The sequence below is a fragment of the Pseudomonas sp. c313 genome, assembly GCF_055407145.1.
The window spans coordinates 116,608-137,860 of sequence record NZ_JBUZRD010000006.1; the positions used below are offsets into that span (position 1 = coordinate 116,608).

The window sequence follows — 21,253 nt, forward strand, 5'->3', positions numbered from 1 at the left end:
AACCTGTCCATGAGCCTCAAGAAACTGTTCGGCGCCCTCACCCTGCTACTTGCCCCGGCCCTGGCCTTTGCTCATCCGGGCCATGGCGACAATGGCCTAGTGGCTGGCATCAGCCACCCCCTCGACGGCATCGACCACCTGCTGGCGATGGTTGCCGTCGGCCTGTGGGCTGCGCAACAAAAAGGCGCCGCACGCTGGGCACTGCCGTGCACCTTTGTAGGCACCATGCTGATTGGTGGGATGCTGGGTTTTGAAGGCCTGGCGTTACCGGCCCTGGAAAACGGGATTGCCGCTTCGGTGCTGGCGCTGGGTCTTGCCGTTGCGCTGGCGATTCGCCCGCCGGTGGTGGTAGCGGTTGCGGCGACGGCGCTGTTTGCGCTGTTCCATGGCGTGGCGCATGGCCTGGAGCTACCTGACATGTCCAGCCCTTGGGCGTATGCCGCAGGCTTTGTGGCTGCGACGGCCGCGCTGCATGCGGCCGGTTATGCCGTGGTACGTTTGCTGCCAACAGCAGCGGCGCCACTGGTGCGGGTTGCCGGGGCGGCTTCGGCGGCGACCGGAGTGTGGCTACTCGCTGGCTAAAAATCGCAAGCTTCAAGCTGCAAGTTAAAAGCCGATTGACGCTTTCTTGAAGCTTGAAGCTTGAAGCTTGCAGCTGCCTCTCTGCTACCATGCGCGCAACCGCCCCTGCCGTGACGACGCCAGCCGATGCCCGACGCTCCAAGCTCTGCCCTCAAGCCTCAATTAAACGCCGTGTTCACGCATTTCAACGACCTGATCGTGCCGCTCTGGCTCGGTCCTGGCTGGAATGCTGACCTGGCTGTGCCCTTTGAGGCCCTGGACGCCGACCATCGCCCCTTGCCCCCGCAACGCTACCGCGCCATGGCCTGCGCCCGGCAGCTGTATCTGTTTGCCAGCCTGATCGGCGAACCCGACGCGGCGTTTGCCGAAGAGCGGGCGGCGGCGCTGTTTCGTTCCTTGCAGCGGCACTTCCACGACGCCGAACACGGTGGCTGGATCTACAGCATCGACGCCCATGGCAAGCCGCTGGATCAACGCAAAGACCTCTACACCCACGCCTTCATCATCTTCGCCTGCGCCCATTACTGGGCCAAGGTTCGCGAGCCGTTGGTGGAGTCGGTGCTCAATGCCGCCCTGGAAGTGGTTGCCGAGCGATTCGCCACGAGCGATGGCTTGTATGACGCGGTACTGGAGCGCGACTGGTCATCCCTCAAGTCCGGCCCCCTGCAAAACCCGCTGATGCACTTGGCCGAAGGCTTCCTCGCCACCCTTGCGGTGCGTGAAGATACGCACGTGCAAAGTGCCCTTCTGGCCCTGACGACGGCGATGCAAAAGCACTTCATCGACCGCCAGCATGGCGTGATGCTGGAGAAACCGTTGGGCGCTGTGGATAACTGGTTTGAGCCTGGGCACCAGTTCGAGTGGTTCTTCTTGTTAGAATCTTCGGACTTGCTGCGCGGAACGCCGTTGCACACGTCACTGACCCGAGCGTTTGCCTATGCCGAGCAAATGGGTGTGGATAAATCGACCGGCGCGGTGACGGGCATGTTGGCCCTGGACGGTACGGTTCGCGATGCCACCCAACGGATCTGGGCCCAGGCCGAATACCTGCGTGCGCTGACCTTGCGGCCCGACAGTGAAGCGTTATTGCTGCGCCAGTTGCAGGCGTTGCAGCAGCGGTTCCTGCATTTGAAGGGCTGGAATGAGTGCCTGGACGCCAAGGGTAAAGTGAGTCGACGGGATATGCCGTCGACTACGCCTTATCATTTAGCGACTTGTTATCGGGGGTTGGTCGAGTATCTCGGCTGATCTTTCGGGCCTCACCTCGGGCTAACGATCAAGCTACCCACTTCCTGTCCCCGGTAAAGCTGATGGTCAGCCAACGCGCGGCATCAGCCTTGCCCAGCCCTGTGGATATCTCTTCACGCAGCCCATCAAGGGTCGCGACATTGGCCACCGGGTAATCCGCTGGCAACACCACGTGAATCTCGATAAACCGCGCCCGACCGTGTTTCTGCACGTAGGACACGTAATCATCGAAACCATGCCGTTCCTTGGCCGCGTCCATCACCTGGCGCACCTTGCCGTCCAGTTGATCCGGCACAATCCCCAGCACATCACGCAAGGCCGGGCGCAGAATCTTGAAGGCCGGCGCCAGCATGCTCAGGGCGAGCAGGATGAGGATCAACGGGTCGACATACACCGCCCACTCGCCATAGCCCTGGGACTTGAGCAGCAGCGCAGCAAGAAAGCTCACCAGCAGGCCCACAGACAACATAGCGTCCACCAGCCAACTGATGTTGTCGAACTGGATCAGCGTCGACTTGAGCGTGCGGTTGCGGTAACGCACATAGAAGAAATAGGTGAACTCGACGACGGTAAACACCGCCGCATAAATGATCACCAGACCCAACTCAATCTCACGCCCGCCATTGATAATGCCAAACACACCGTTAAGAAACGCGTAGATGGCGATCAACAGCAGAAAACTGCCCTCGATCAGCAGCACCATGGGCTCCAGGTGCCAGTAGCCGAACTGGAAGCGGTCGTTGCTTTTCTTGGCGATCAGCTTGGCAGTGATCAGCATCAGCACCTTGATGAAGGTTGCGATCAGCGAGAAAAAGCCATCGAATAAAATGGATTGGGAGCCAGATACAACGCCCGTGACAATACCGCCGATCGCCACGGCGAACATCAGTACAGTCGATTGTTTGAGCAGCGACTGCTCACCTCGGTTACTCACATATCCTCCTGTCAAAACCTTAAAACCGCAGAGCGCGGCGGGGTTTCCAGGATGGGAGTGTACCTTATGTCCTGTTTTGGCCGATTTGCCACATCCTTTCAGGCTAGCGAATACCCTGTGGCGAGAGGGCTTGCCCCCTCGCCACAAACGCCACCTCGGCTACCGTTTTAGCCCTTGGCCCCGCGCTCAATGGAAAACCCGGCCCAGGTCTGGCTCACCGGCATCAGCTCCAGGCGGTTGATGTTGACGTGTGCCGGCGTGTTGAGCACCCAGAAGATCGTGTCGGCGATGTCCTGTGGCTGGATCGGCTCGGCGCCGGCGTAGGTGGCGTCGTAACGCGCCTGGTCACCGGCAAAGCGCACCAGGGAAAACTCGCTTTCACACAGGCCCGGCTCGATGTTGGTCACCCGCACGCCGGTGCCTTGCAGGTCGCAGCGCAGGTTCAGGGAGAACTGTTTGACGAAGGCCTTGGTCGCGCCATACACATGGCTGCCCGGATACGGATAGTTGCCAGCGATGGAGCCCAGGTTGATGATCCCGGCGCCACGGCCATGGGCGATGAGGCGCGGCAGCAACAGGTTGGTGGTGTACAGCAGGCCTTTGACGTTGGTGTCGACCATGGTCTCCCAATCGTCCAGGTTGCACTTGGGCGCAGGGTCCGTGCCCACGGCCAGGCCGGCATTGTTGATCAACCCGCGCAGTTTGCTGAAGGACGGCGGCAGGCTGGCAATCGCCTCTTCCATACCCTTGCGGTCACGCACGTCCACCACCAGGCCATGGACTTCAGTCTGTTGCGAAAGCTCGGTGCACAAGGCATTGAGGCGATCTTCGCGACGACCGGTGAGCACCAACTTCCAGCCATCTTGGGCAAAACGCCGGGCACAGGCTTCACCAAAACCGGAAGTTGCGCCGGTAATAAACAACGTATTGGTCATGGTGTTCTCCTTGCGGGGGCTTTGAGCAGCCAGAGGGATAAAAAAACCAGCAAGCAGAATGCCCGCACACCGCCCTGGCGGCAACCAATACGGTGACAAGGCGCCACACAACTGGTCAATTTTCAACCAGCGCCCTTCAAGCCATATAAACCACGGCTCTCAGCCATATACGCGCATGTTATCCACAGCCCCGTCCACAGTCTTTGGGGGCAAGTGCAAAACCTGCCAAGCCGCTGTATTCAAGGCTTTCAGAGGGATTCAAAAAGTTTTTTGCTTGACCTTGACCGAGGCGTATGTAGCCCTGTCGCAAAAGCAGGGATGGAGACGATGGCTCCAGGCCAGTCATTCCGGCCTCTACAGACGTCTTTCCAGAGTTTAGTCACAGACTTATCCACAGGCTGAAGCGACATATTTTGGTCATATACCTGTGTCTTTGAACAGGTTGACAAAACCTGTGGAAGGCCACGAAAAAACGCCTGATCAAAAAACAACCATGACGCTGTAAGCCTTGAATTCAAAGGCCTCCAGCCAGCTACTCCCACGTTACCCACAGCCAGTTCCACAGCGAATGGGGACAAGTCAAAACTGTGACAAAACAGGGATTTGCGGCGGCAATATGTCGCGCTTTGGGAGGTGCTCAGATTTGTTTTCCACAATTTGGCGAAGAGCCTGTGGACGCCGCAAAAAACTGTAGGAGCGAGGGGGACGCCTAGCTCCTACGGTTAGCGTATGACTTACTGTTAGTGCCCGCCCAGATAGGCGTTACGCACTTCCTCATTGACCAGCAACTCCTTGCCGGTACCGCTGAGGCGGATCTCGCCATTAACCATCACATACGCCCGGTCAGACAGCCGCAACGCATGGTTGGCGTTCTGCTCCACCAGAAAGATGGTCATACCGGTACTCGCCAGCTCCCGCAACGTGGCGAAAATCTGTTTCACCACAATCGGCGCCAACCCCAGGCTCGGCTCATCCAGCAGCAACAGCTTGGGCCGACTCATCAGCGCACGGGCGATGGCGAGCATTTGCTGTTCGCCACCGGACATGGTCATGGCCCGCTGATTGCGCCGCTCCTTGAGCCGTGGAAACAGCTCGAACATGCGCTGCATATCCTCGCTGGCAAACTTGTCGCCAATGGGGATGGTGCCCATCAGCAGGTTTTCCTCGACGGTCATGTCAGGGAACACCCGCCGCCCTTCCGGCGACTGGGCGATGCCATTGGACGCGATGTAGTGAGTCGACTTGTGGGTAATGTCCACGCCGCGATAGAGAATCTGCCCGGACTCGGCCCTTGGCTGGCCGAAGATCGACATCAGCAGCGTGGACTTGCCTGCGCCGTTGGAGCCGATCAGGCTGACGGTTTCCCCTTCGTTGATGTGCAGCGAGACCTTTTTCAGCGCCTGGATCGGCCCGTAGAACACGTCCAGGTCCTTCAGTTCGAGGATTGCTCCACTCATAGCAGCCTCGCTCATACCACTTCCTCTTCATCAGCACCCAGGTAGGCGGCGATCACTTTCGGATCGTTGCGAATCGCCTCAGGGCCGCCTTCGGCGATCACGTTGCCGTGGTCAAGCACCACAATGTGGTCGGAAATACTCATCACCATGCCCATGTCGTGTTCGATCAGCACGACGGTCAGGTCATGCTCGTCCCGCAGCAGCCGGATCATCGCGCTCAGCGCTTCGGTTTCCTGGGGGTTGAGACCAGCGGCCGGTTCATCGAGGCAGATAATCTGTGGCCGGGTGCACATGGCACGGGCGATTTCCAGGCGGCGTTGCTGGCCGTAGGACAGTTCACCAGCCAGACGGTTGGCGCAGTCCACCAGGTCCACCACTTCCAGCCAGTAAAAGGCGTGGTCCAGGGCGTCACTTTCAGCCTTCTGATAACCCTTGGTATTGAGGATGCCCGCCAACATGTTGCGGTTGACCCACATGTGCTGGGCCACCAGCAGGTTTTCCAGCACCGACATTTCCTTGAACAGGCGAATGTTCTGGAAGGTGCGAGCCAGGCCCGCGCGGTTCACCAGGTGAGTACCGCCGAACATCTTGTAGAACACCCGGCTGGCAAAGCTCTTGAGCGAGACAAAGTCGGTGGGTTTGAACGACTCACCGAGCAACTGGATGACATTGGTCTGCTTGCCCCGCACATTGAGTTCGATCTTGCCCCCGGTGGCCTTGTAGAAACCGGTCAGGCAGTTGAACACCGTGGTCTTGCCGGCACCGTTGGGGCCGATCAGGGCGAAGATCGAGTTGCGCTTGACCTTGAGGCTCACGTCGCTCAAGGCCTTGATGCCACCGAAGTGCATCATCAGATTTTCCACGCAGAGGACGACTTCCTTACTCATGGCGCTACCCCCTTGCGTGGCGTCACACCAGTACGGCTGATCCTGATCAGCCCGCGCGGGCGCCAGATCATCATCACCACCATCAGCACGCCGAACAGCAGCACGCGGTATTCGGAGAAGCTGCGCAGCAGTTCCGGCGCCACCGTCAGCACGAAGGCGGCGATCACTACGCCGACCGTCGACCCCATGCCGCCCAACACCACGATGGCAAGGATCAACGCCGACTCGAAGAAGGTAAACGACGACGGATTGACGAAGCCTTGATAGCTGGCGAAAAACACCCCGGCCAAACCAGCTGTCGAGGCACCAATGGTGAACGCCGAGAGTTTCACCAGTACGTGGTTCAGGCCCATGGAGCGGCAAGCGATTTCATCTTCGCGCAAGGCTTCCCAGGCGCGGCCCACCGGCATGCGGGTCAGGCGGTGCTTGATGTACAGCACCAGCAACACCACGATGAACAGCACGATGTAGATAAACAGAAATTTAACGTTGGGGTTGTAGTCCAGGCCGAAAAACTCATGGAACGGCACCCCTCCGTCCTTGGCCTTGCGCCCGAATTCCAGGCCGAAAAATGTTGGCGATGGCACTGGCATACCGTTCGGCCCACCCGTGAACGACAACCAATTGTTGAGCACCAGACGGATGATTTCACCGAAGCCCAGCGTCACGATGGCCAGGTAATCCCCGTGCATTCGCAACACCGGGAACCCGAGTAAGCATCCGGCCAGCGCAGCCGCAATCGCCGCCAGTGGCAGCACCGTCCAGAAGCCCAGGCCCAGGTATTGATAGCCCAAAGCCAGGCCATAGGCACCGATGGCGTAGAACGCCACGTAACCCAGGTCGAGCAAGCCGGCCAGGCCAACCACAATGTTCAGGCCCAGGCCCAGCAGCACGTAGATCAGCCCGAGGATCACCACTGTCAGCAAGTACTTGTTGGCAAAGAACGGGAACACGATGGCGATCACGATCAGCGCCGGGATGATCCAGCGCAACCGCGACTTGTAGTCCGGCGCCTGTACATGCACGCCGGAACCGGTGCTCTCAAAACCCTGGAGAATCCGTAACCCCTTGGGGGTTTGCAGGAACAGGCTCATGGCAAAACGCCCGGCCATCACGATAGCCACCAGAATGCCCACGCGAGCCGGTTGCAGGTTAAAGCTGTAGCCGTCGAGCACCACGCCGACGATCGGACCGAACACGATCAACGAAATCAGCCCGGCGAGGACCGCATCGACCACACTTTTCTTGATATCGATAGATTTGGCAGCAGACATGTTTATACCTTCGCCACGAGAGGGCGACCGAGCAGGCCCTGAGGACGGAAAATCAGAATCACCACCAACAGCGAGAAACTGAACACGTCTTTGTAGTCAGAGTTGATCAACCCTGCGAACAGCGACTCGGAGATGCCGAGGATGATCCCGCCGAGCATGGCCCCAGGCAGGGAACCGATGCCGCCGAGTACCGCTGCGGTAAATGCCTTGATGCCGATGATAAAGCCGGCATAGAAGTCGAACGTGCCGTAGTTCAGGGTGATCAGCACGCCGGCCAGTGCCGCCATGGCTGCACCAATGACGAATACGTAAGAGATCACCCGGTCAGTGTTGATGCCGAGGATCGAAGCCATCTTGCGGTCTTGCTGGGTAGCGCGGCACATGCGACCGAGCTTGGTGTACTTGATGATGTAAGTCAGCAAGGCCATCCCAGCGAATGCCGCCACCAGAATGAAGATTTTGGTGTAAGTCAGCTGGACGAACCCGGTGCCGATGTCGACTCTCCAGGCTCCGGCCAACAGGGTGGGAATGCCTTGTTGCTTGGCGCCCTGGGCGATCTGCGCATAGTTTTGCAGGATCAGTGAAATACCGATGGCGCTGATCAGCGGAGCCAGTCGGGTGGAGTTACGCAGCGGTTTGTAGGCGACACGCTCGATGACCCAACCGTAGACGCCGGTGACGACGACGGTGAACACCAGGGTGCCGAGAATGAGCAGCGGAAAGGATTCGATACCGAAGTAGGCCAGCAGAGCCAGACTGATCGCCGCGAGGTAAGCGGAAATCATATAAACCTCGCCGTGGGCGAAGTTGATCATGCCAATGATGCCATAGACCATTGTGTAGCCGATGGCGATCAGGCCATAGACCGACCCGAGGGTCAGGCCATTGACCAGTTGCTGCAGGAAAATACCATCCATAACGCAATCTCACGCAGTGAGAACCTGCACACCTGTGGGTGTGCGGCTCTTCTAGGAGGAAAACAGAGGCTCGGCACTAACCCCCTGTAGGGGCGAGTTTGCTCGCGAAAAACCCGAGAGCGCCGCGTGCATCCAGGATGCCCGCGTCATCGTTAACGTTCTTCGCGAGCAAGCTCGCGCCTACAGAGAGATCATGCAGTCGGTTCGGATTACTTCTGCTTTTCCAGTTGGTGATACTTGCCATCCTTGTCCCACTGGTAAACCACGTAGTCGGAGACTTTCAAGTCACCCTTGGCGTCCCAAGCCTTCTCGCCCATCACGGTCTTCACAGGGTTTGCCTTCAGCCACTTGGCCGCATCTTCGCCCTTGTTGGACTTGGCACCGTTGAAGCCGGCAGCCAGGGTCTGGATCGAGGCATAGGCGTACAAGGTGTAGCCCTCAGGCTCGGTGCCGGCCTTGCGGAACTCATCCACCACCACCTTGCTGTCTGGCAGCAGGCGCGGGTCGGCGCCGAAGGTCATGTAGACGCCGTCGACGTATTGCGCGCCACCAGCAGTGGTCACCAGTTCATCGGTCACTACGCCATCATCGGACATGAATTTGACATCTTTGAGCCCGGCCTCACGCAGTTGACGAACCAGTGGTCCGGCTTCCGGGTGCAAGCCACCGAAGTAAACGACGTCAGCGCCAGCGGCGCGGATTTTGGTCACAACGGCGCTGAAGTCTTTCTCGCCACGAGTCAGGCCTTCATACAGGACCGGGGTCACGCCGCGTTTGGTCAGCTGTGCCTTGGTAGCATCAGCCAGGCCCTGCCCGTAGGTGTCCTTGTCGTGCAGAACGACGACCTTCTTGCCCTTGAGCACATCGACGATGTAATCGCCTGCCACGATGCCTTGCTGGTCGTCACGCCCGCACATCCGGAACATGGCGGAAAGGCCTCGTTCGGTCACTTGAGGGTTGGTGGAGCCTGGAGTGATCGCAATAATCCCCGCTTCGTCATAAACCTCGGAGGCCGGGATGGTGGACGACGAACAGAAGTGCCCGACCACACCAATCACTTTTTCCTGATCAGCCAGACGGTTGGCCACGGCAACAGCCTGCTTGGGTTCGCAGGCATCGTCACCGGCGACCAGTACGATTTTCTCGCCATTGATACCGCCGGCCTTGTTGACCGCATCCGCCGCCGCTTGGGCACCTTTCATGTACTGCTCACCGAATGCCGCGTTGGCACCGGTCATCGGCCCTGCTACGCCAATCTTCACATCAGCTTGAGCAAACGCAGAAACACCCAACGCAGTTGCCACTGCGAGGGCCAGAAAGCCTTTCTTGTAAAACGTCTGGGACATGAGGTGGTGCTCCGAGGTTTTTGTTGAATTGGCACTGCAACGTCACTTCAAACTTTCACTTGAAAGCCCAGAGCAAGGCGCGTGCCATTGCGTTTTTATTATTCAAAAAGACACGGTGTCATTGTTATTACAGGCGTTTCGACGCCTTTTGATTGAACGTGCAACCCTTTAGCTTGCAGAGGTGCAACCAACGCATCGAAAAAGTACAACCCTCTCCACGGTTTGATATCAGGCTGCCATCAAGCGACAGTCCGAGCATCTGTAACAATGTGCGTAACGGAACTGCACATTTACAGTGCGCCACTGCTACGCGTCGCACCAATACAGATTAGTAGCTTGCTAAGAAAATGCCGCCTTCTTACTGGTATTTCGCTGATCAGATGACAATTCGCAGACATTGCCCCGCGTGATACAGCGAGAACCCGGCCTCGTATAAGCAACTGCGCAGGCCCACCCCGGCCAGCGGCTGCATCGGAGCAAATGGAATCGGCAGGGCCTGGGGATTGCGGTGACACAGGTAGTCGGCGAAGGCTTTGCCCACCACGCTACCGGTGGTCACGCCGCGTCCGTTGTAGCCGGTGACTGCCACTAAACCGGGCGCTGGTTCAAAAAGACGCATCAGATGGTCCGGGGTAAAGGCGATGCAACCGGTCCAGGTGCATTCCCAGTCCACCGATTTAAGGTAGGGAAAATAATGTTGCTGCACCCGATCGGCCCAGGCCTTGAGGAACCAGGCTGGTTTCTGGTTGCCATTGCCCAAGCTGCCCAGCAGCAACCGGCCATCGGCGTCGCGGCGGATGCTGCTGAGTACCTGGCGGGTGTCCCAGGAGCCCTGCCCACCCGGCAGGATTTGCTGTGCGGCGTCCTCGGTCAGCGGTGCTGACGCCACCTGATAGTAATAACCGGGGAAGAAATTGCGCCGCAGTTCGGTCCACTCGCCTTCGGTGTAGGCATTGGAGGCGATCACCACTTGCTCGGCCTGCACCGCGCCCTGAGCAGTTTGTACAGACCAGCGCTGGCCCTGGCGCTCCAATTGGGTGACCGGTGAATGGTCAAACAGTTGGCCACCGAGGCCGACGGCGGCGTGGGCCAAACCACTGGTGTAGGCCATCGGATTCAAGGTCCCGGCCCGCCGATCCAGCAAGGCGGCAGCGATCTTTTTGGTGCCGGTGGCCTGCTCGCACGCGGCACCCGTCAACAGTTCCACTGGCGCGCCACGACGCTTCCACTGCTCTTCACGGCTGCGCAAATCCGCCTCGCCACGGGCGTTATGCGCCATGTGCAAGGTGCCCTCGCGGCGTAACTGACAATCGATGTTGTATTTGTCGATCAGGCTGAACACCAGGGACGGTGCCGCACCGAGCATGCGGTTGAGCTGACTGCCCACCGCCTCGCCAAAACCGGCCTCGATCTCGTCCGGGGGAATCCACATCCCGGCGTTGACCAGCCCGACGTTGCGCCCAGAGCCACCATGACCGGTGCGATGGGCTTCCAGCACGCAGACGCTTTTACCTTGTTCCAATAAATGAATGGCTGCCGACAAACCGGTGATACCGGCGCCGATCACGCAGACATCCACCTTTACTTCACCCTTGAGCGCCGCGCGATCCGGCCGGCCAGGGGTCAGTTGTTCCCACAAACACGCTTCGCGTAATGGCATTGCCAGACTCCGGGAGGATTTCACCACCGTTCGTTCCCACGCTCTGCGCGGGAACGATCAACAGCTGTACGCGATCAGTCGAAAGTGATGCCTTGGGCCAACGGCAGCTCGAGCGAATAGTTCACGGTATTGGTCTGCCGACGCATATACCCACGCCATGCATCGGAACCCGACTCACGACCACCACCGGTTTCCTTCTCGCCGCCAAACGCACCGCCAATTTCCGCGCCGCTCGGGCCGATGTTGACGTTGGCAATCCCACAGTCGCTGCCCAGCGCAGACATGAACTGCTCGGCTTCGCGCACGTCGGTAGTGAAGATGCACGAGGACAGGCCTTGAGGCACGGCGTTGTTCAGGCGCAGTGCTTCGGCAAAGTCGGTGTAACCGACCACATACAGAATCGGCGCGAAGGTTTCAGTGCAGACCACATCGCTCTGCTCCGGCATTTCCACAATCGCCGGCGACACGTAGTAAGCGTTGGGGAATTTGTCTTCCAGTTGGCGCTTGCCGCCAAACACCCGGCCGCCTTCGCTCAAGGCCTGCTCCAGGGCGTCCTGCATGTTTTCAAAACTGTGTTTGTCGATCAGCGGGCCGACGAGATTGCCTTCCAGCGGATGACCGATGCGCACCTTGGAATAGGCAGCCTTGAGGCGCGTGACGATCTCTTCTTTCACCGATTCATGGGCAATCAACCGGCGCAGGCTGGTACAGCGCTGGCCGGCGGTGCCGACGGCGCTGAACAGAATGGCGCGCACGGCCATGTCCAGATCGGCGCTGGGGCCAAGGATCATCGCGTTGTTGCCGCCCAGCTCCAGGATGCTGCGGGCAAAACGTGCGGCGACTTTCGGCGCCACTTCGCGGCCCATGCGGGTGCTGCCAGTGGCGCTGATCAGGGCTACACGGGGGTCGTCCACCAGTGCGGCGCCGGCATCGCGACCGCCGATGATCACCTGGCTCAGGTATTGCGGGGCGTCAGTGAAGTTCTTCAGGACACGCTCGAACAGCGCCTGGCACGCCAGTGCAGTCAGCGGAGTCTTTTCCGAAGGTTTCCAGATCACCGCATTGCCGCACACCAGCGCCAACGTGGTATTCCACGCCCACACTGCCACCGGGAAGTTGAAGGCACTGATCACCCCCACCACGCCCAGCGGGTGCCAGGTTTCACGCATGTGGTGGCCTGGGCGCTCGGAGGCGATGGTCAAACCATACAGCTGACGGGATAGGCCGACGGCGAAGTCGCAGATGTCGATCATTTCCTGCACTTCACCCAGGCCTTCCTGGGTGATCTTGCCAGCTTCCCAGGACACCAACTCGCCCAGGTCAGCCTTATATTCGCGCAGCACTTCGCCGAGCTGGCGCACCAGCTCGCCACGGCGCGGCGCCGGCACCTTACGCCAGGCTTCAAATGCATGCTCGGCGCGACTGACCTGCTGCTCCACCTCGGCGGCGCCTTCCCAGTGCACACTGGCAATTCGGCTGCCATCAATAGGCGAATGCACGGGTTGTTTACCCGACTGGTACAGCGCCGGGTTTACCCCGAGACGATCAAGCAATGCGGCAACCATGGGTCACTCCTTCAATCCACAAACAAAAATATGCGCCGCCAACTGACACGGCGATCCAGACCTTATTTGTAGCTGGCCCAAGACTTGCCAACAAACGACCATTAGGCGAGATATCATTCCGTTTATTCATGCTGAACGTGTCACGACAAGAAAAAAGAGGCCAACCGTGCTGAATAAAAGACATTTGCCCTCGATCACCGCCCTGCAGTGCTTCGAGGCCGTCACCCGCCACCTGAGCTTCACCCGCGCCGCCGAAGAGCTGAACCTGACCCAAAGCGCCGTCAGCAAGCAAGTCGCACAGTTGGAAGAACTGCTGCAGCACCTGCTGTTTCTCCGGGTGCGCAGGCGTTTGCAGATGACCCCTGCGGGGGATCTGTACCTAGTGGAAGTACGAAAAATCCTCACCCAGGTGGAGATGTCGACCCATTACCTTCGTTCCTACGGCGGCGAGACCGAAGTACTGCGGGTGTCTACGCCCTACACCTTCGGCGCGCGCTGGCTGGTGCCAAGGCTTAAGGGCTGGCGCTTGCGTCACCCGCAGATCCACCTGGACCTGTGCAACGAACAGGAGCCCGACGACTTGCTACAAGGCCGCGCCGACCTCGCCTTTTACTTCGGCCAGGGTTCACGGCCCGGTACCGAAAGCCTGAAGCTATTCAGCGAAGAGCTTGTTCCGGTGTGTGCACCGGGCAGCCTGCCGGCTCAACCGTTTACCGATCCCACGCAACTGAGCGAACTGGTCCTGCTACAAAACGCCTCGCGTCCCCAGGGCTGGCACGATTGGTTCGCCAGCCAGGGCTACCAGACCGAACACAGCTACCACGGCCCGCGTTTCGATACCTTTTATATGTGCATCCGCGCCGCACAAGTGGGCTGTGGCGTGGCACTGTTGCCACGGTTCCTGGTGGAAGAGGAATTGGCCGACGGCAAGTTGATCATCCCCTGGCAACACGCGATGCCGAGCCAGGATGCTTATTACCTGGCCTACCCTGAGCATTCGGCGCAAGTGCCCAAAGTGCGCGATTTTGTGAAGTGGATGATGGAACAGGTTGACGCAACCTGAAAAAACGCTAGCAAATCAACCTGCGTCTATGCGCCACTAGCGTCATTCCTTAATTGTGCGTAACGGTCGGCGCCCATCGCCGACCCGTCTGGAGATTCCCGTTATGAGCGAGAGTGTATTTGCCGATCGCATCGTGCAGAACCTGCTCGACACCGACTTCTACAAGCTGACCATGATGCAGGCGGTGCTGCACAACTACCCCAACGTGGAAGTTGAATGGGAGTTTCGCTGCCGCAACAGTGAAGACCTGCGCCCGTATCTGGCGGAGATTCGTTATCAGATCGAGCGTCTGGCCGAGCTGAGCCTGAGCCCCGATCAACTGGGATTCCTGGAACGCATCAGCTTTATGAAGCCGGATTTCCTGCGCTTCCTTGGCCTGTTTCGCTTCAACCTGCGCTACGTGCAGACCGGTATCGAAAACGGCGAGTTGTTTATCCGCCTGCGCGGGCCGTGGCTGCATGTGATTCTGTTTGAAGTGCCGATGCTGGCCATCGTCAGCGAGGTGCGTAACCGCTATCGCTATCAGACCGTGATCCTCGAACAAGCGCGCGAGCAGTTGTACCGCAAGTTCGACTGGCTGACCGCCAATGCCAGCAGTGACGAATTGTCCGAGTTGCAGGTCGCCGATTTTGGCACTCGTCGGCGCTTTTCCTACCGGGTCCAGGAAGAAGTGCTCAACGTGCTCAAGCACGACTTCCCCGGACGTTTTGTCGGCACCAGCAACGTACACCTGGCCCGTGAGCTGGACATGAAACCCCTGGGCACCATGGCCCATGAATGGATCATGGCGCACCAACAACTGGGCCCACGGCTGATCGACAGCCAGATTGCCGCCCTCGATTGCTGGGTGCGCGAGTACCGTGGCCTGCTGGGTATCGCCCTGACCGACTGCATCACCACCGATGCCTTCCTTGGCGACTTCGATCTGTATTTCGCCAAGCTGTTCGACGGTTTGCGCCATGACTCCGGCGACCCGATAATCTGGGCGGAAAAAGCCATCGCCCACTACCACAAGCTGGGCATCGAGCCGATGAGCAAGACCCTGGTGTTCTCCGACAGCCTCACGCTGCCCAAGGCCCTGGAGATTTTTCGGGCGTTGCGGGGGCGTATCAATGTCAGCTTCGGCATCGGCACCAACCTGACCTGCGACATACCAGGTGTGGACCCGATGAGCATCGTGCTTAAAATGACCGCCTGCAATGGCCAGCCCGTGGCGAAGATCTCCGATGAAGCGGGCAAAACCCATTGCACCGACCCGAACTTCGTCGCCTATTTGCGCCACGTTTTCAAAGTACCTGCCCTATCCAGCAAGGAGTGAATCATGCAAGCCGTACAGCGCGAGATTGCTGAACAGCTCAAGGTCCAAGCGCCGTTCAAAGACCAGGCCGCCCTGGAGGCGGAGGTCGCACGACGGATCACCTTTATCCAGCAATGCCTGCTTAACTCGGGGCTCAAGACATTGGTGCTGGGCATCAGCGGCGGCGTCGACTCCCTGACCGCAGGCCTGCTAGCCCAACGGGCGATGGAAGAATTGCGCGCACGCAATGGCGATGAAGCCTATCGTTTTATCGCCGTGCGCCTGCCTTATGAAACCCAATTCGACGAACACGACGCCCAGGCTTCGGTGGACTTTATTGCCCCGGACGAGCGCCACACGGTGAACATCGGCCCAGCGGTCAAATCCCTGGCCAATGAAGTGGCAGCCTTCGAAGGCAAACATGCGGTCTCCCGGGATTTCGTGCTGGGCAACACCAAGGCACGCATGCGCATGGTGGCGCAGTACACCATCGCTGGCGCGGCCGGTGGCCTGGTGATCGGCACCGACCATGCGGCGGAAGCGGTGATGGGCTTTTTCACCAAGTTCGGTGACGGCGCTTGCGACTTGGCGCCGTTGAGCGGGCTAGTGAAGAACCAGGTACGGGAAATTGCCCGGCACTTCAATGCGCCGGAATCGCTGGTGGAGAAAATCCCGACCGCCGACCTGGAAGACCTTTCCCCCGGCAAGCCGGACGAAGCTTCCCATGGCGTGACCTATGCCGAGATCGATGCGTTTTTGCACGGTGAGCCGGTGCGCGAAGAGGCGTTCCGGATTATCTGCGAGACCTATCGCAAGACCGAACACAAGCGGGTGATGCCGCTTGCGCCATAAGCGCTGAGCGCGATTGTGTGGCGAGCGGCTCGTCACACGTATCCAACCACAAAAAAAGCGCCTGATAGGGCGCTTTTTTATGCCTGCTGTCCTGATTACTTCAGGGTAACAGTGCCTTTCATCATCGAGATGTGGCCTGGGAACGAGCAGAAGAACGCGTAGTCGGTGCCAGCAGCCAGCTTCGACACGTCAAAAGTCACCGAATCTTTCTCGCCAGCACCGATGATTTTGGTGTGGGCGATAATGCGGGTGTCGCCTTCTTTCAGGTAGTTCTTGCCGATGCCAGCGGCCATGCCTTCAGTCGCCACCGGCTGCATGTCTGCCGCAGTGGTCAGCACCCAGTTATGGCCCATGACGTTCTTCGGCAAGCTACCGGAGTGAGTCAGCTCAACGGTAAACGTCTTACAGCTTTTGTCGATTTCAATGGCCTTGGTGTTAAAGGTCATCTGGTCAGTGGAGTCAACGGTGACCTTGCACTCTGCAGCAAGCAACTGGCCGCTAGCCAGCGTCAGCAGGGAAACAGCAACGAGTTTGGCAAACATGTGGATCTCCAAGGCAGGGTTAAAAAATGCATATAGCGACAAGATTGCCTGATACAGGCAGAAGTTCCTATGATCTGAATCAATAGATTGTATACAACTTTAGGCTATTGGCCTGATCGACACAATCAACCAGCCAAAGGGCTAGCACCGGCCTATGCTCGGTTCGTCATCACCTTTGGAGTACCAGCCATGCACCTCAATAGCCTGTTTCGCGGCCTGCTTGCCGCTTATGCCTGTGGCGCCAGCGGCACCTATGAAAAGAGCGAGCGCGAGGTTTAATCCTTTAAGACACACCGGCCAACCTTTACTCTTTAGCCATTACTGAGCATGGAGTCAGGTATGTCCTTGAAGTCTGTATGTGTATTTTGCGGTGCCAGCAGCGGTACTAACCCAGCCTACCGTGAAGCGGCCATTGCCCTCGGGCGCGAGTTGGCCAGGCGAAAGCTGACCCTGGTATACGGCGGCGGCGCTGTCGGCCTGATGGGGATTGTGGCCGATGCGGCCCTGCAAGCCGGTGGCGACGTGGTCGGAATCATTCCCGAAAGCCTGCAAGTCCTGGAAATCGGCCACAAGGGCCTGACTCGCCTGGAAGTAGTCAACGGCATGCACGCTCGCAAGGCGCGCATGGCCGAGCTGAGCGATGCCTTTATCGCCCTGCCCGGCGGCCTCGGCACCCTGGAAGAGCTGTTCGAAGTCTGGACCTGGGGCCAGCTCGGTTACCACGGTAAGCCGCTGGGTTTACTGGAAGTGAACGGTTTCTACAGCAAGTTGACTAGTTTTCTCGATCATATCGTCGGCGAAGGCTTCGTCCGCGCGCCCCATCGTGCCATGCTGCAAACCAGCGAATCGCCGGCTGAGCTGCTTGACGTACTGGATGCCTGGCAACCGCTGGTCCTGCCCAAATGGGTGGACCAAAAACCCGACTAACCCTTGGGACGCGATTAAAGGCAGAATACGCGCCGCTCAACCTCACCTTCGACCCCAGAGGATCGCCCATGGCAAAACCTAATTACTCCTTCGCCAAACGTCAGAGAGACTTGGCCAAAGAGCAGAAGAAAGAGGAAAAGCTGCAACGCAAGAAAGTTGCAGCCGACGAAGAAGCTGGCGTACTGAACCCGGATGCAGAAGGTGAAGTGGCCACTGACGAGACCGAAACACCGAAAGATCAGGCGCCTGACGCCTAAGGCCTCTCACTGTGGCCGCTGCCAAGGCAGCGGCCACAGGCCTTATTCCAGCGGCATCACCGTCACCCGCACCTCCGGGTCATGACTCCCCCCTCCCAGAATCACCCCCCGCAACGGCGAAACATCGGAAAAATCCCGGCCCAAGGCCAGGGTGATGTGCTCCAGTGCCGGCTGCACATTGTTCGTTGGATCAAAATCCACCCAGCCCAGCACCGGGCAAAATACCGAGACCCAGGCATGGGACGCATCGGCGCCAATCAGCCGTGGGTGGCCGGGCGGTGGCTGGGTCAGCAGGTAGCCGCTGATATAGCGCGCCGCCAGGCCTCGGGAGCGCAGGCACGCCAGCATCAAGTGGGCAAAGTCCTGGCACACGCCGCGCCGACGCTCCAGCACTTCCACCAGCGGCGTGGCGACTTGGGTGGCTTCGGCATCGAAGGTGAATTCGCTGAAAATCTTTTCCATCAGCGCCTGGGTGCCCAGCAACAACGGACGGTCCAGTGGAAAACAGCTTTCGGAAAACTCGACGAAGCTTTTCTTCAGATGCACGTAGGGCGATTCGAAACGATAGCGGCACGCCTCGATCATCTCGGGGGACAACGGCTGGCTGCTGTAGGTCAAGCTGCTGCGGGTTTGGTCCCAGGCCGGCGACTGGCTGAAATCCAGCACAGGCCGCGCGAAGACCTCCACCGTGAGCCCGGCGTTGACCAGCAACTCATCATGGGGCCGCTCGAACGCCAGGCGGGTGATCGGGTTGCCAAACACGTCCAGCTCATCCCGGCGCGAGGTCGGCTCTGGGCTGATGAGCAATTGCTGCGCCGTACACTGCTGCCAGGCGCAGGGGCGTGGCCACAAGTGCGCCAACTGCTGGGCCAGGGACACCGGGCTGTCGTAGTGGTAATGGGTATCGTGGAAGATCTGGTAACGGGCACTCATTACACGGACACCGTTTGCTGGCTGACATCATCAACATGGGCAAAATGGCGCAACGCCAGGCGATCGGAGACTTGCCCGCTTTCATCGGCGACGGCCTGTAACAGGTCCGCCAGGCCATCGAGGGCGGCGCGCACGCTGGATTCGCCAAACAGCGGATTTTCCAGGCAGCCCAGGTCAAAACGCGACAGTCGCTCCACCAACGGCGCCAGCCCGGTCTCCCGCGGCATACCGAAATCATCATTCAGACGACGCAGGGTGCGGCTCACCAGTTTGAGCTGGAACAGCACCGCATGGGGGTTTTGCTCATCCAGCAGCAACAGGTCCAGCACCGGGATCAATTGCGGCACCGCCAGGTAGCGGGAACGGTAAGTGATGCTGCTATTGCCCAGTTCCAGCAACCATTCAAGCCCCGCCTGATCGAACACCGCCACGCCCCGCAGAAATGCCGTCAGGCTGCTGCTGAGAAACTGCAGACGCTCGATGCGCCGGCCCATCATCAAGAAGCGCCAGCCTTCGTCCCGGGTCATGTCGTCCAGGGCAAAGCCCGACAGCGCCGCCAGGGACATCACCAGGCGGTTGAGGAAGTCCAGCAGTTCGCCGAAATCTGGCTCTTGCGCCTCCAGTTCCACGGCTTCGCGCTGCAACTCCACCAAGGCCTGCCAGTTTTCACGGGACAGTTTGCCGCGCACCTGGGACGCCGCCCACTGCAAGCGCTGCAAATTAGCCCGTAGGCTCGACGGCCAGTCATCGCCAAGCAAAGCCGCCAGTAGCCGCTCAGGCAACTCGCCCTCTTGCGGCAATAGTCGCAGCGTCTCTCCCAGCTCCACCGCCGCTTGCAGCGCTTGCGGGTCGTCTCCGTCGACATAACGTGCGAGGACGATCCGCAGCCAGCGGGCGCTGTCATCACAGCGTTCACAATAACGGCCGAACCAGAACAGGTTTTCCACCACCCGCGACGGCAGGTATGGATCACGTCGAATCAAGTCATGGGCGCCAATAGAACGCTGCGCACGCCATTGCTCGCCACCAGGGGCACGTTCGCCGAGCACCCAGGTGTCCTTGCTCGCCCCGCCGCGCTGCATCGACACCACTTCAGCATCGGCTTCGGCGGCCACGCGGGTCAGGCCACCGGGCAGCACCCGGTAACCGTCGGCGCTGGCGACGGCGACGGCGTAGACGCGCATACCGATGGCGCGATGTTGTAGATGTTCGTCGACGGTATGCCAGATCGGCGCCTGGGACAGTTGCGCCAGCTCTTGGGCAACGTAGGCATAAGGCCGCGCCCGCATGCGTTCGGCCAGGGCCTGGCGTTGTTCGTCGTTCAGGTCACGGCCAAACACCGGGGCGAAGCTTTGCGATGGAAACGCCGGTTTGATCACCAGCTCCGGCAGTTTCTCCAGGGCTTCGGCCAGTACCGGCGCTTCGCCGCACCACCAAGTGGCGATGGACGGCAGGATCAACTCTTCGCCAAACAGAAACTGATTGATCTTCGGCAGAAAACCCAGCAACCCGGGAGACTCCAGCACACCGCTGCCCAGGGCGTTGGCCACCAGCACGTTGCCTTGGCGCACCGCGTCCAGCAGCCCCGGCACGCCGAGGGCCGAATCGGTGCGCAGCTCCAGCGGGTCACAGAAATCATCGTCCAGGCGGCGCATGACGGCATGGACCCGGCGCAAGCCACTGAGGGTTTTCAGGTAGACCGTGGCGTCGCGCACCGTCAGGTCGCCGCCTTCTACCAGCGGGTAGCCGAGTTGGCGGGCGAGGTACAGGTGTTCGAAATAGCTTTCGTTGAAACGGCCCGGGGTCAGCAGCACGATCAGCGGTGGCTGGTCGTCGCTCGGCGCCTGGCGGGCCAGGGTTTCCTGCAGGGTGCGGAAGAAACCAGTGAGGTGCTGCACCTGCAAGTCGCGGTACATATCCGGAAAAGCACGGGACACGATGGTGCGGTTTTCCAGGGCATAACCGGCACCGGACGGTGCCTGGGTACGGTCGGCGGTGACCCACCAGCGGCCATCGGGGGTGCGCGCCAGATCCACAGCATACAGGTGCAGAAACGCACCCTCGGGCGGCTGTATGCCCTGGCACGGCCACAGGAAGTTGTTATGGCCGAACACCAGTTCCGCCGGTAACAAGCCCTCGGCGATCAGCCGTTGCGGGCCGTAGAGGTCCGCCAATACCGCATTGAGCAACCGCGCACGTTGGGCGATGCCGGCCGACAGGTGCTTCCACTCATCCGCTGCCAGCACGTGGGGCAACAGGTCCAGTTCCCATGGCCGATCGGCGCCCTTGGGGTCGGCGTAGACGTTGTAGGTCACGCCGTTTTCCTGGATCTGCCGGGTCAGCAAGGCTTGGCGCTGGGCCAGTTGCGCCGGGGTGCTGCGTTGCAGATGGTCAAGCAGGCGCTGCCAATGGCCGCGGACCGCGCCGCTGTCGTCCAGCAGTTCGTGATAAGTGCCCGCGGTCAGCGGGTAACGGTCGAGCAAGTCGGGCATGGAACGCTCGGCAGAGGCAAGGGAAGTCAGAGTATGAGAGCCGGGCTTGCCCGCGATGCAGGCACCTCGGGGCATCAGGTGTACC

General features: G+C 59.7%; 19 protein-coding genes. 7 read left to right on the forward strand and 12 right to left on the reverse strand.

Annotated elements, in window-relative coordinates; translation table 11 throughout:
* Positions 1-9: 9 nt before the first annotated feature.
* Positions 10-582, forward strand: a complete 573-nt coding sequence (locus tag ACZRKZ_RS18465; RefSeq protein ID WP_463982378.1) for a HupE/UreJ family protein — start codon at positions 10-12, stop codon at positions 580-582.
* 126 nt (positions 583-708) lie between these two features.
* Positions 709-1,830, forward strand: a complete 1,122-nt coding sequence (locus tag ACZRKZ_RS18470; protein ID WP_463969132.1) for an AGE family epimerase/isomerase — start codon at positions 709-711, stop codon at positions 1,828-1,830.
* A 28-nt stretch (positions 1,831-1,858) separates the two neighbouring features.
* On the opposite strand, the gene ACZRKZ_RS18475 is transcribed toward ACZRKZ_RS18470, so the two are convergent.
* The 9 genes from ACZRKZ_RS18475 to amaB form a co-directional block, all read right to left on the reverse strand.
* Positions 1,859-2,764, reverse strand: coding sequence for a cation diffusion facilitator family transporter (locus ACZRKZ_RS18475; protein ID WP_350615878.1), 906 nt, complete (start codon positions 2,762-2,764; stop codon positions 1,859-1,861).
* A gap of 167 nt (positions 2,765-2,931) precedes the next feature.
* Positions 2,932-3,699, reverse strand: coding sequence for an SDR family oxidoreductase (locus ACZRKZ_RS18480; RefSeq protein ID WP_463969130.1), 768 nt, complete (start codon positions 3,697-3,699; stop codon positions 2,932-2,934).
* 740 nt (positions 3,700-4,439) lie between these two features.
* Positions 4,440-5,156, reverse strand: a complete 717-nt coding sequence (locus ACZRKZ_RS18485) for an ABC transporter ATP-binding protein (protein ID WP_149411365.1) — start codon at positions 5,154-5,156, stop codon at positions 4,440-4,442.
* Positions 5,157-5,167: 11 nt separating this feature from the next.
* Positions 5,168-6,043: an ABC transporter ATP-binding protein gene (locus tag ACZRKZ_RS18490; protein WP_463969129.1), complete on the reverse strand. Its 876-nt coding sequence runs from the start codon at positions 6,041-6,043 to the stop codon at positions 5,168-5,170.
* Positions 6,040-7,317, reverse strand: a complete 1,278-nt coding sequence (livM, locus tag ACZRKZ_RS18495; RefSeq protein ID WP_463969128.1) for a high-affinity branched-chain amino acid ABC transporter permease LivM — start codon at positions 7,315-7,317, stop codon at positions 6,040-6,042. The genes ACZRKZ_RS18490 and livM overlap by 4 nt, the downstream gene beginning before the upstream one ends.
* A gap of 2 nt (positions 7,318-7,319) precedes the next feature.
* The gene (locus ACZRKZ_RS18500; RefSeq protein ID WP_133101451.1) at positions 7,320-8,234 is read right to left on the reverse strand and encodes an ABC transporter permease subunit; all 915 of its coding nucleotides are present in this window, start codon (positions 8,232-8,234) and stop codon (positions 7,320-7,322) included.
* A 209-nt stretch (positions 8,235-8,443) separates the two neighbouring features.
* Positions 8,444-9,580 (reverse strand): branched-chain amino acid ABC transporter substrate-binding protein, encoded by a 1,137-nt coding sequence (locus tag ACZRKZ_RS18505; protein ID WP_463969127.1) that lies wholly within the window; start codon positions 9,578-9,580, stop codon positions 8,444-8,446.
* 376 nt (positions 9,581-9,956) lie between these two features.
* On the reverse strand, positions 9,957-11,240 hold the full coding sequence (gene amaA / locus ACZRKZ_RS18510; protein ID WP_463982379.1) for an L-pipecolate oxidase: 1,284 nt from the start codon (positions 11,238-11,240) through the stop codon (positions 9,957-9,959).
* 74 nt (positions 11,241-11,314) lie between these two features.
* On the reverse strand, positions 11,315-12,805 hold the full coding sequence (gene amaB / locus ACZRKZ_RS18515) for an L-piperidine-6-carboxylate dehydrogenase (RefSeq protein ID WP_463969125.1): 1,491 nt from the start codon (positions 12,803-12,805) through the stop codon (positions 11,315-11,317).
* A 166-nt stretch (positions 12,806-12,971) separates the two neighbouring features.
* Here amaB and ACZRKZ_RS18520 point away from each other — a divergent pair, with 166 nt between their 5' ends.
* The 3 genes from ACZRKZ_RS18520 to nadE all read left to right on the forward strand — a co-directional run bounded on the left by ACZRKZ_RS18520 (position 12,972) and on the right by nadE (position 16,017).
* A complete protein-coding gene (locus ACZRKZ_RS18520; RefSeq protein WP_149411139.1) occupies positions 12,972-13,868 on the forward strand; it encodes a LysR family transcriptional regulator in 897 nt (298 codons plus the stop codon).
* A gap of 103 nt (positions 13,869-13,971) precedes the next feature.
* The gene (gene pncB / locus ACZRKZ_RS18525; protein WP_463982380.1) at positions 13,972-15,186 is read left to right on the forward strand and encodes a nicotinate phosphoribosyltransferase; all 1,215 of its coding nucleotides are present in this window, start codon (positions 13,972-13,974) and stop codon (positions 15,184-15,186) included.
* A 3-nt stretch (positions 15,187-15,189) separates the two neighbouring features.
* Positions 15,190-16,017 carry an ammonia-dependent NAD(+) synthetase gene (gene nadE, locus ACZRKZ_RS18530; RefSeq protein WP_463969124.1) on the forward strand — a complete coding sequence of 276 codons (828 nt, stop codon included), beginning with the start codon at positions 15,190-15,192 and terminating at the stop codon, positions 16,015-16,017.
* Between the two features lie 95 nt (positions 16,018-16,112).
* Here nadE and azu read toward each other — a convergent pair whose 3' ends face one another.
* The gene (gene azu, locus ACZRKZ_RS18535) at positions 16,113-16,559 is read right to left on the reverse strand and encodes an azurin (RefSeq protein ID WP_463969123.1); all 447 of its coding nucleotides are present in this window, start codon (positions 16,557-16,559) and stop codon (positions 16,113-16,115) included.
* Between the two features lie 339 nt (positions 16,560-16,898).
* Between azu and ACZRKZ_RS18540 the strand changes: the two genes are divergently transcribed.
* Both ACZRKZ_RS18540 and ACZRKZ_RS18545 read left to right on the forward strand, forming a co-directional pair.
* The gene (locus ACZRKZ_RS18540) at positions 16,899-17,486 is read left to right on the forward strand and encodes an LOG family protein (RefSeq protein WP_463982381.1); all 588 of its coding nucleotides are present in this window, start codon (positions 16,899-16,901) and stop codon (positions 17,484-17,486) included.
* A gap of 68 nt (positions 17,487-17,554) precedes the next feature.
* Positions 17,555-17,743, forward strand: a complete 189-nt coding sequence (locus ACZRKZ_RS18545; RefSeq protein WP_133101442.1) for a hypothetical protein — start codon at positions 17,555-17,557, stop codon at positions 17,741-17,743.
* 42 nt (positions 17,744-17,785) lie between these two features.
* Here the strand turns inward: ACZRKZ_RS18545 and ACZRKZ_RS18550 are convergent, their stop codons facing one another.
* Both ACZRKZ_RS18550 and ACZRKZ_RS18555 read right to left on the reverse strand, forming a co-directional pair.
* Entirely contained in the window at positions 17,786-18,676 is an 891-nt protein-coding gene (locus ACZRKZ_RS18550) for a transglutaminase family protein (protein WP_463982382.1), read from the reverse strand.
* Positions 18,676-21,168, reverse strand: coding sequence for a circularly permuted type 2 ATP-grasp protein (locus ACZRKZ_RS18555; protein ID WP_463982383.1), 2,493 nt, complete (start codon positions 21,166-21,168; stop codon positions 18,676-18,678). The genes ACZRKZ_RS18550 and ACZRKZ_RS18555 overlap by 1 nt, the downstream gene beginning before the upstream one ends.
* Positions 21,169-21,253: the final 85 nt, after the last annotated feature.

Coding starts and splice junctions, on each gene's coding strand:
- ACZRKZ_RS18465 (WP_463982378.1), top strand. CDS start 10: ATGAGCCTCAAGAAACTGTTCGGCGCCCTCACCCTGCTACTTGCCCCG.
- ACZRKZ_RS18470 (WP_463969132.1), top strand. CDS start 709: ATGCCCGACGCTCCAAGCTCTGCCCTCAAGCCTCAATTAAACGCCGTG.
- ACZRKZ_RS18480 (WP_463969130.1), bottom strand. CDS start 3,699: ATGACCAATACGTTGTTTATTACCGGCGCAACTTCCGGTTTTGGTGAA.
- ACZRKZ_RS18485 (WP_149411365.1), bottom strand. CDS start 5,156: ATGAGTGGAGCAATCCTCGAACTGAAGGACCTGGACGTGTTCTACGGG.
- ACZRKZ_RS18490 (WP_463969129.1), bottom strand. CDS start 6,043: ATGAGTAAGGAAGTCGTCCTCTGCGTGGAAAATCTGATGATGCACTTC.
- livM (WP_463969128.1), bottom strand. CDS start 7,317: ATGTCTGCTGCCAAATCTATCGATATCAAGAAAAGTGTGGTCGATGCG.
- ACZRKZ_RS18500 (WP_133101451.1), bottom strand. CDS start 8,234: ATGGATGGTATTTTCCTGCAGCAACTGGTCAATGGCCTGACCCTCGGG.
- ACZRKZ_RS18505 (WP_463969127.1), bottom strand. CDS start 9,580: ATGTCCCAGACGTTTTACAAGAAAGGCTTTCTGGCCCTCGCAGTGGCA.
- amaA (WP_463982379.1), bottom strand. CDS start 11,240: ATGCCATTACGCGAAGCGTGTTTGTGGGAACAACTGACCCCTGGCCGG.
- amaB (WP_463969125.1), bottom strand. CDS start 12,805: ATGGTTGCCGCATTGCTTGATCGTCTCGGGGTAAACCCGGCGCTGTAC.
- pncB (WP_463982380.1), top strand. CDS start 13,972: ATGAGCGAGAGTGTATTTGCCGATCGCATCGTGCAGAACCTGCTCGAC.
- nadE (WP_463969124.1), top strand. CDS start 15,190: ATGCAAGCCGTACAGCGCGAGATTGCTGAACAGCTCAAGGTCCAAGCG.
- azu (WP_463969123.1), bottom strand. CDS start 16,559: ATGTTTGCCAAACTCGTTGCTGTTTCCCTGCTGACGCTGGCTAGCGGC.
- ACZRKZ_RS18540 (WP_463982381.1), top strand. CDS start 16,899: ATGTCCTTGAAGTCTGTATGTGTATTTTGCGGTGCCAGCAGCGGTACT.
- ACZRKZ_RS18545 (WP_133101442.1), top strand. CDS start 17,555: ATGGCAAAACCTAATTACTCCTTCGCCAAACGTCAGAGAGACTTGGCC.
- ACZRKZ_RS18550 (WP_463982382.1), bottom strand. CDS start 18,676: ATGAGTGCCCGTTACCAGATCTTCCACGATACCCATTACCACTACGAC.
- ACZRKZ_RS18555 (WP_463982383.1), bottom strand. CDS start 21,168: ATGCCCGACTTGCTCGACCGTTACCCGCTGACCGCGGGCACTTATCAC.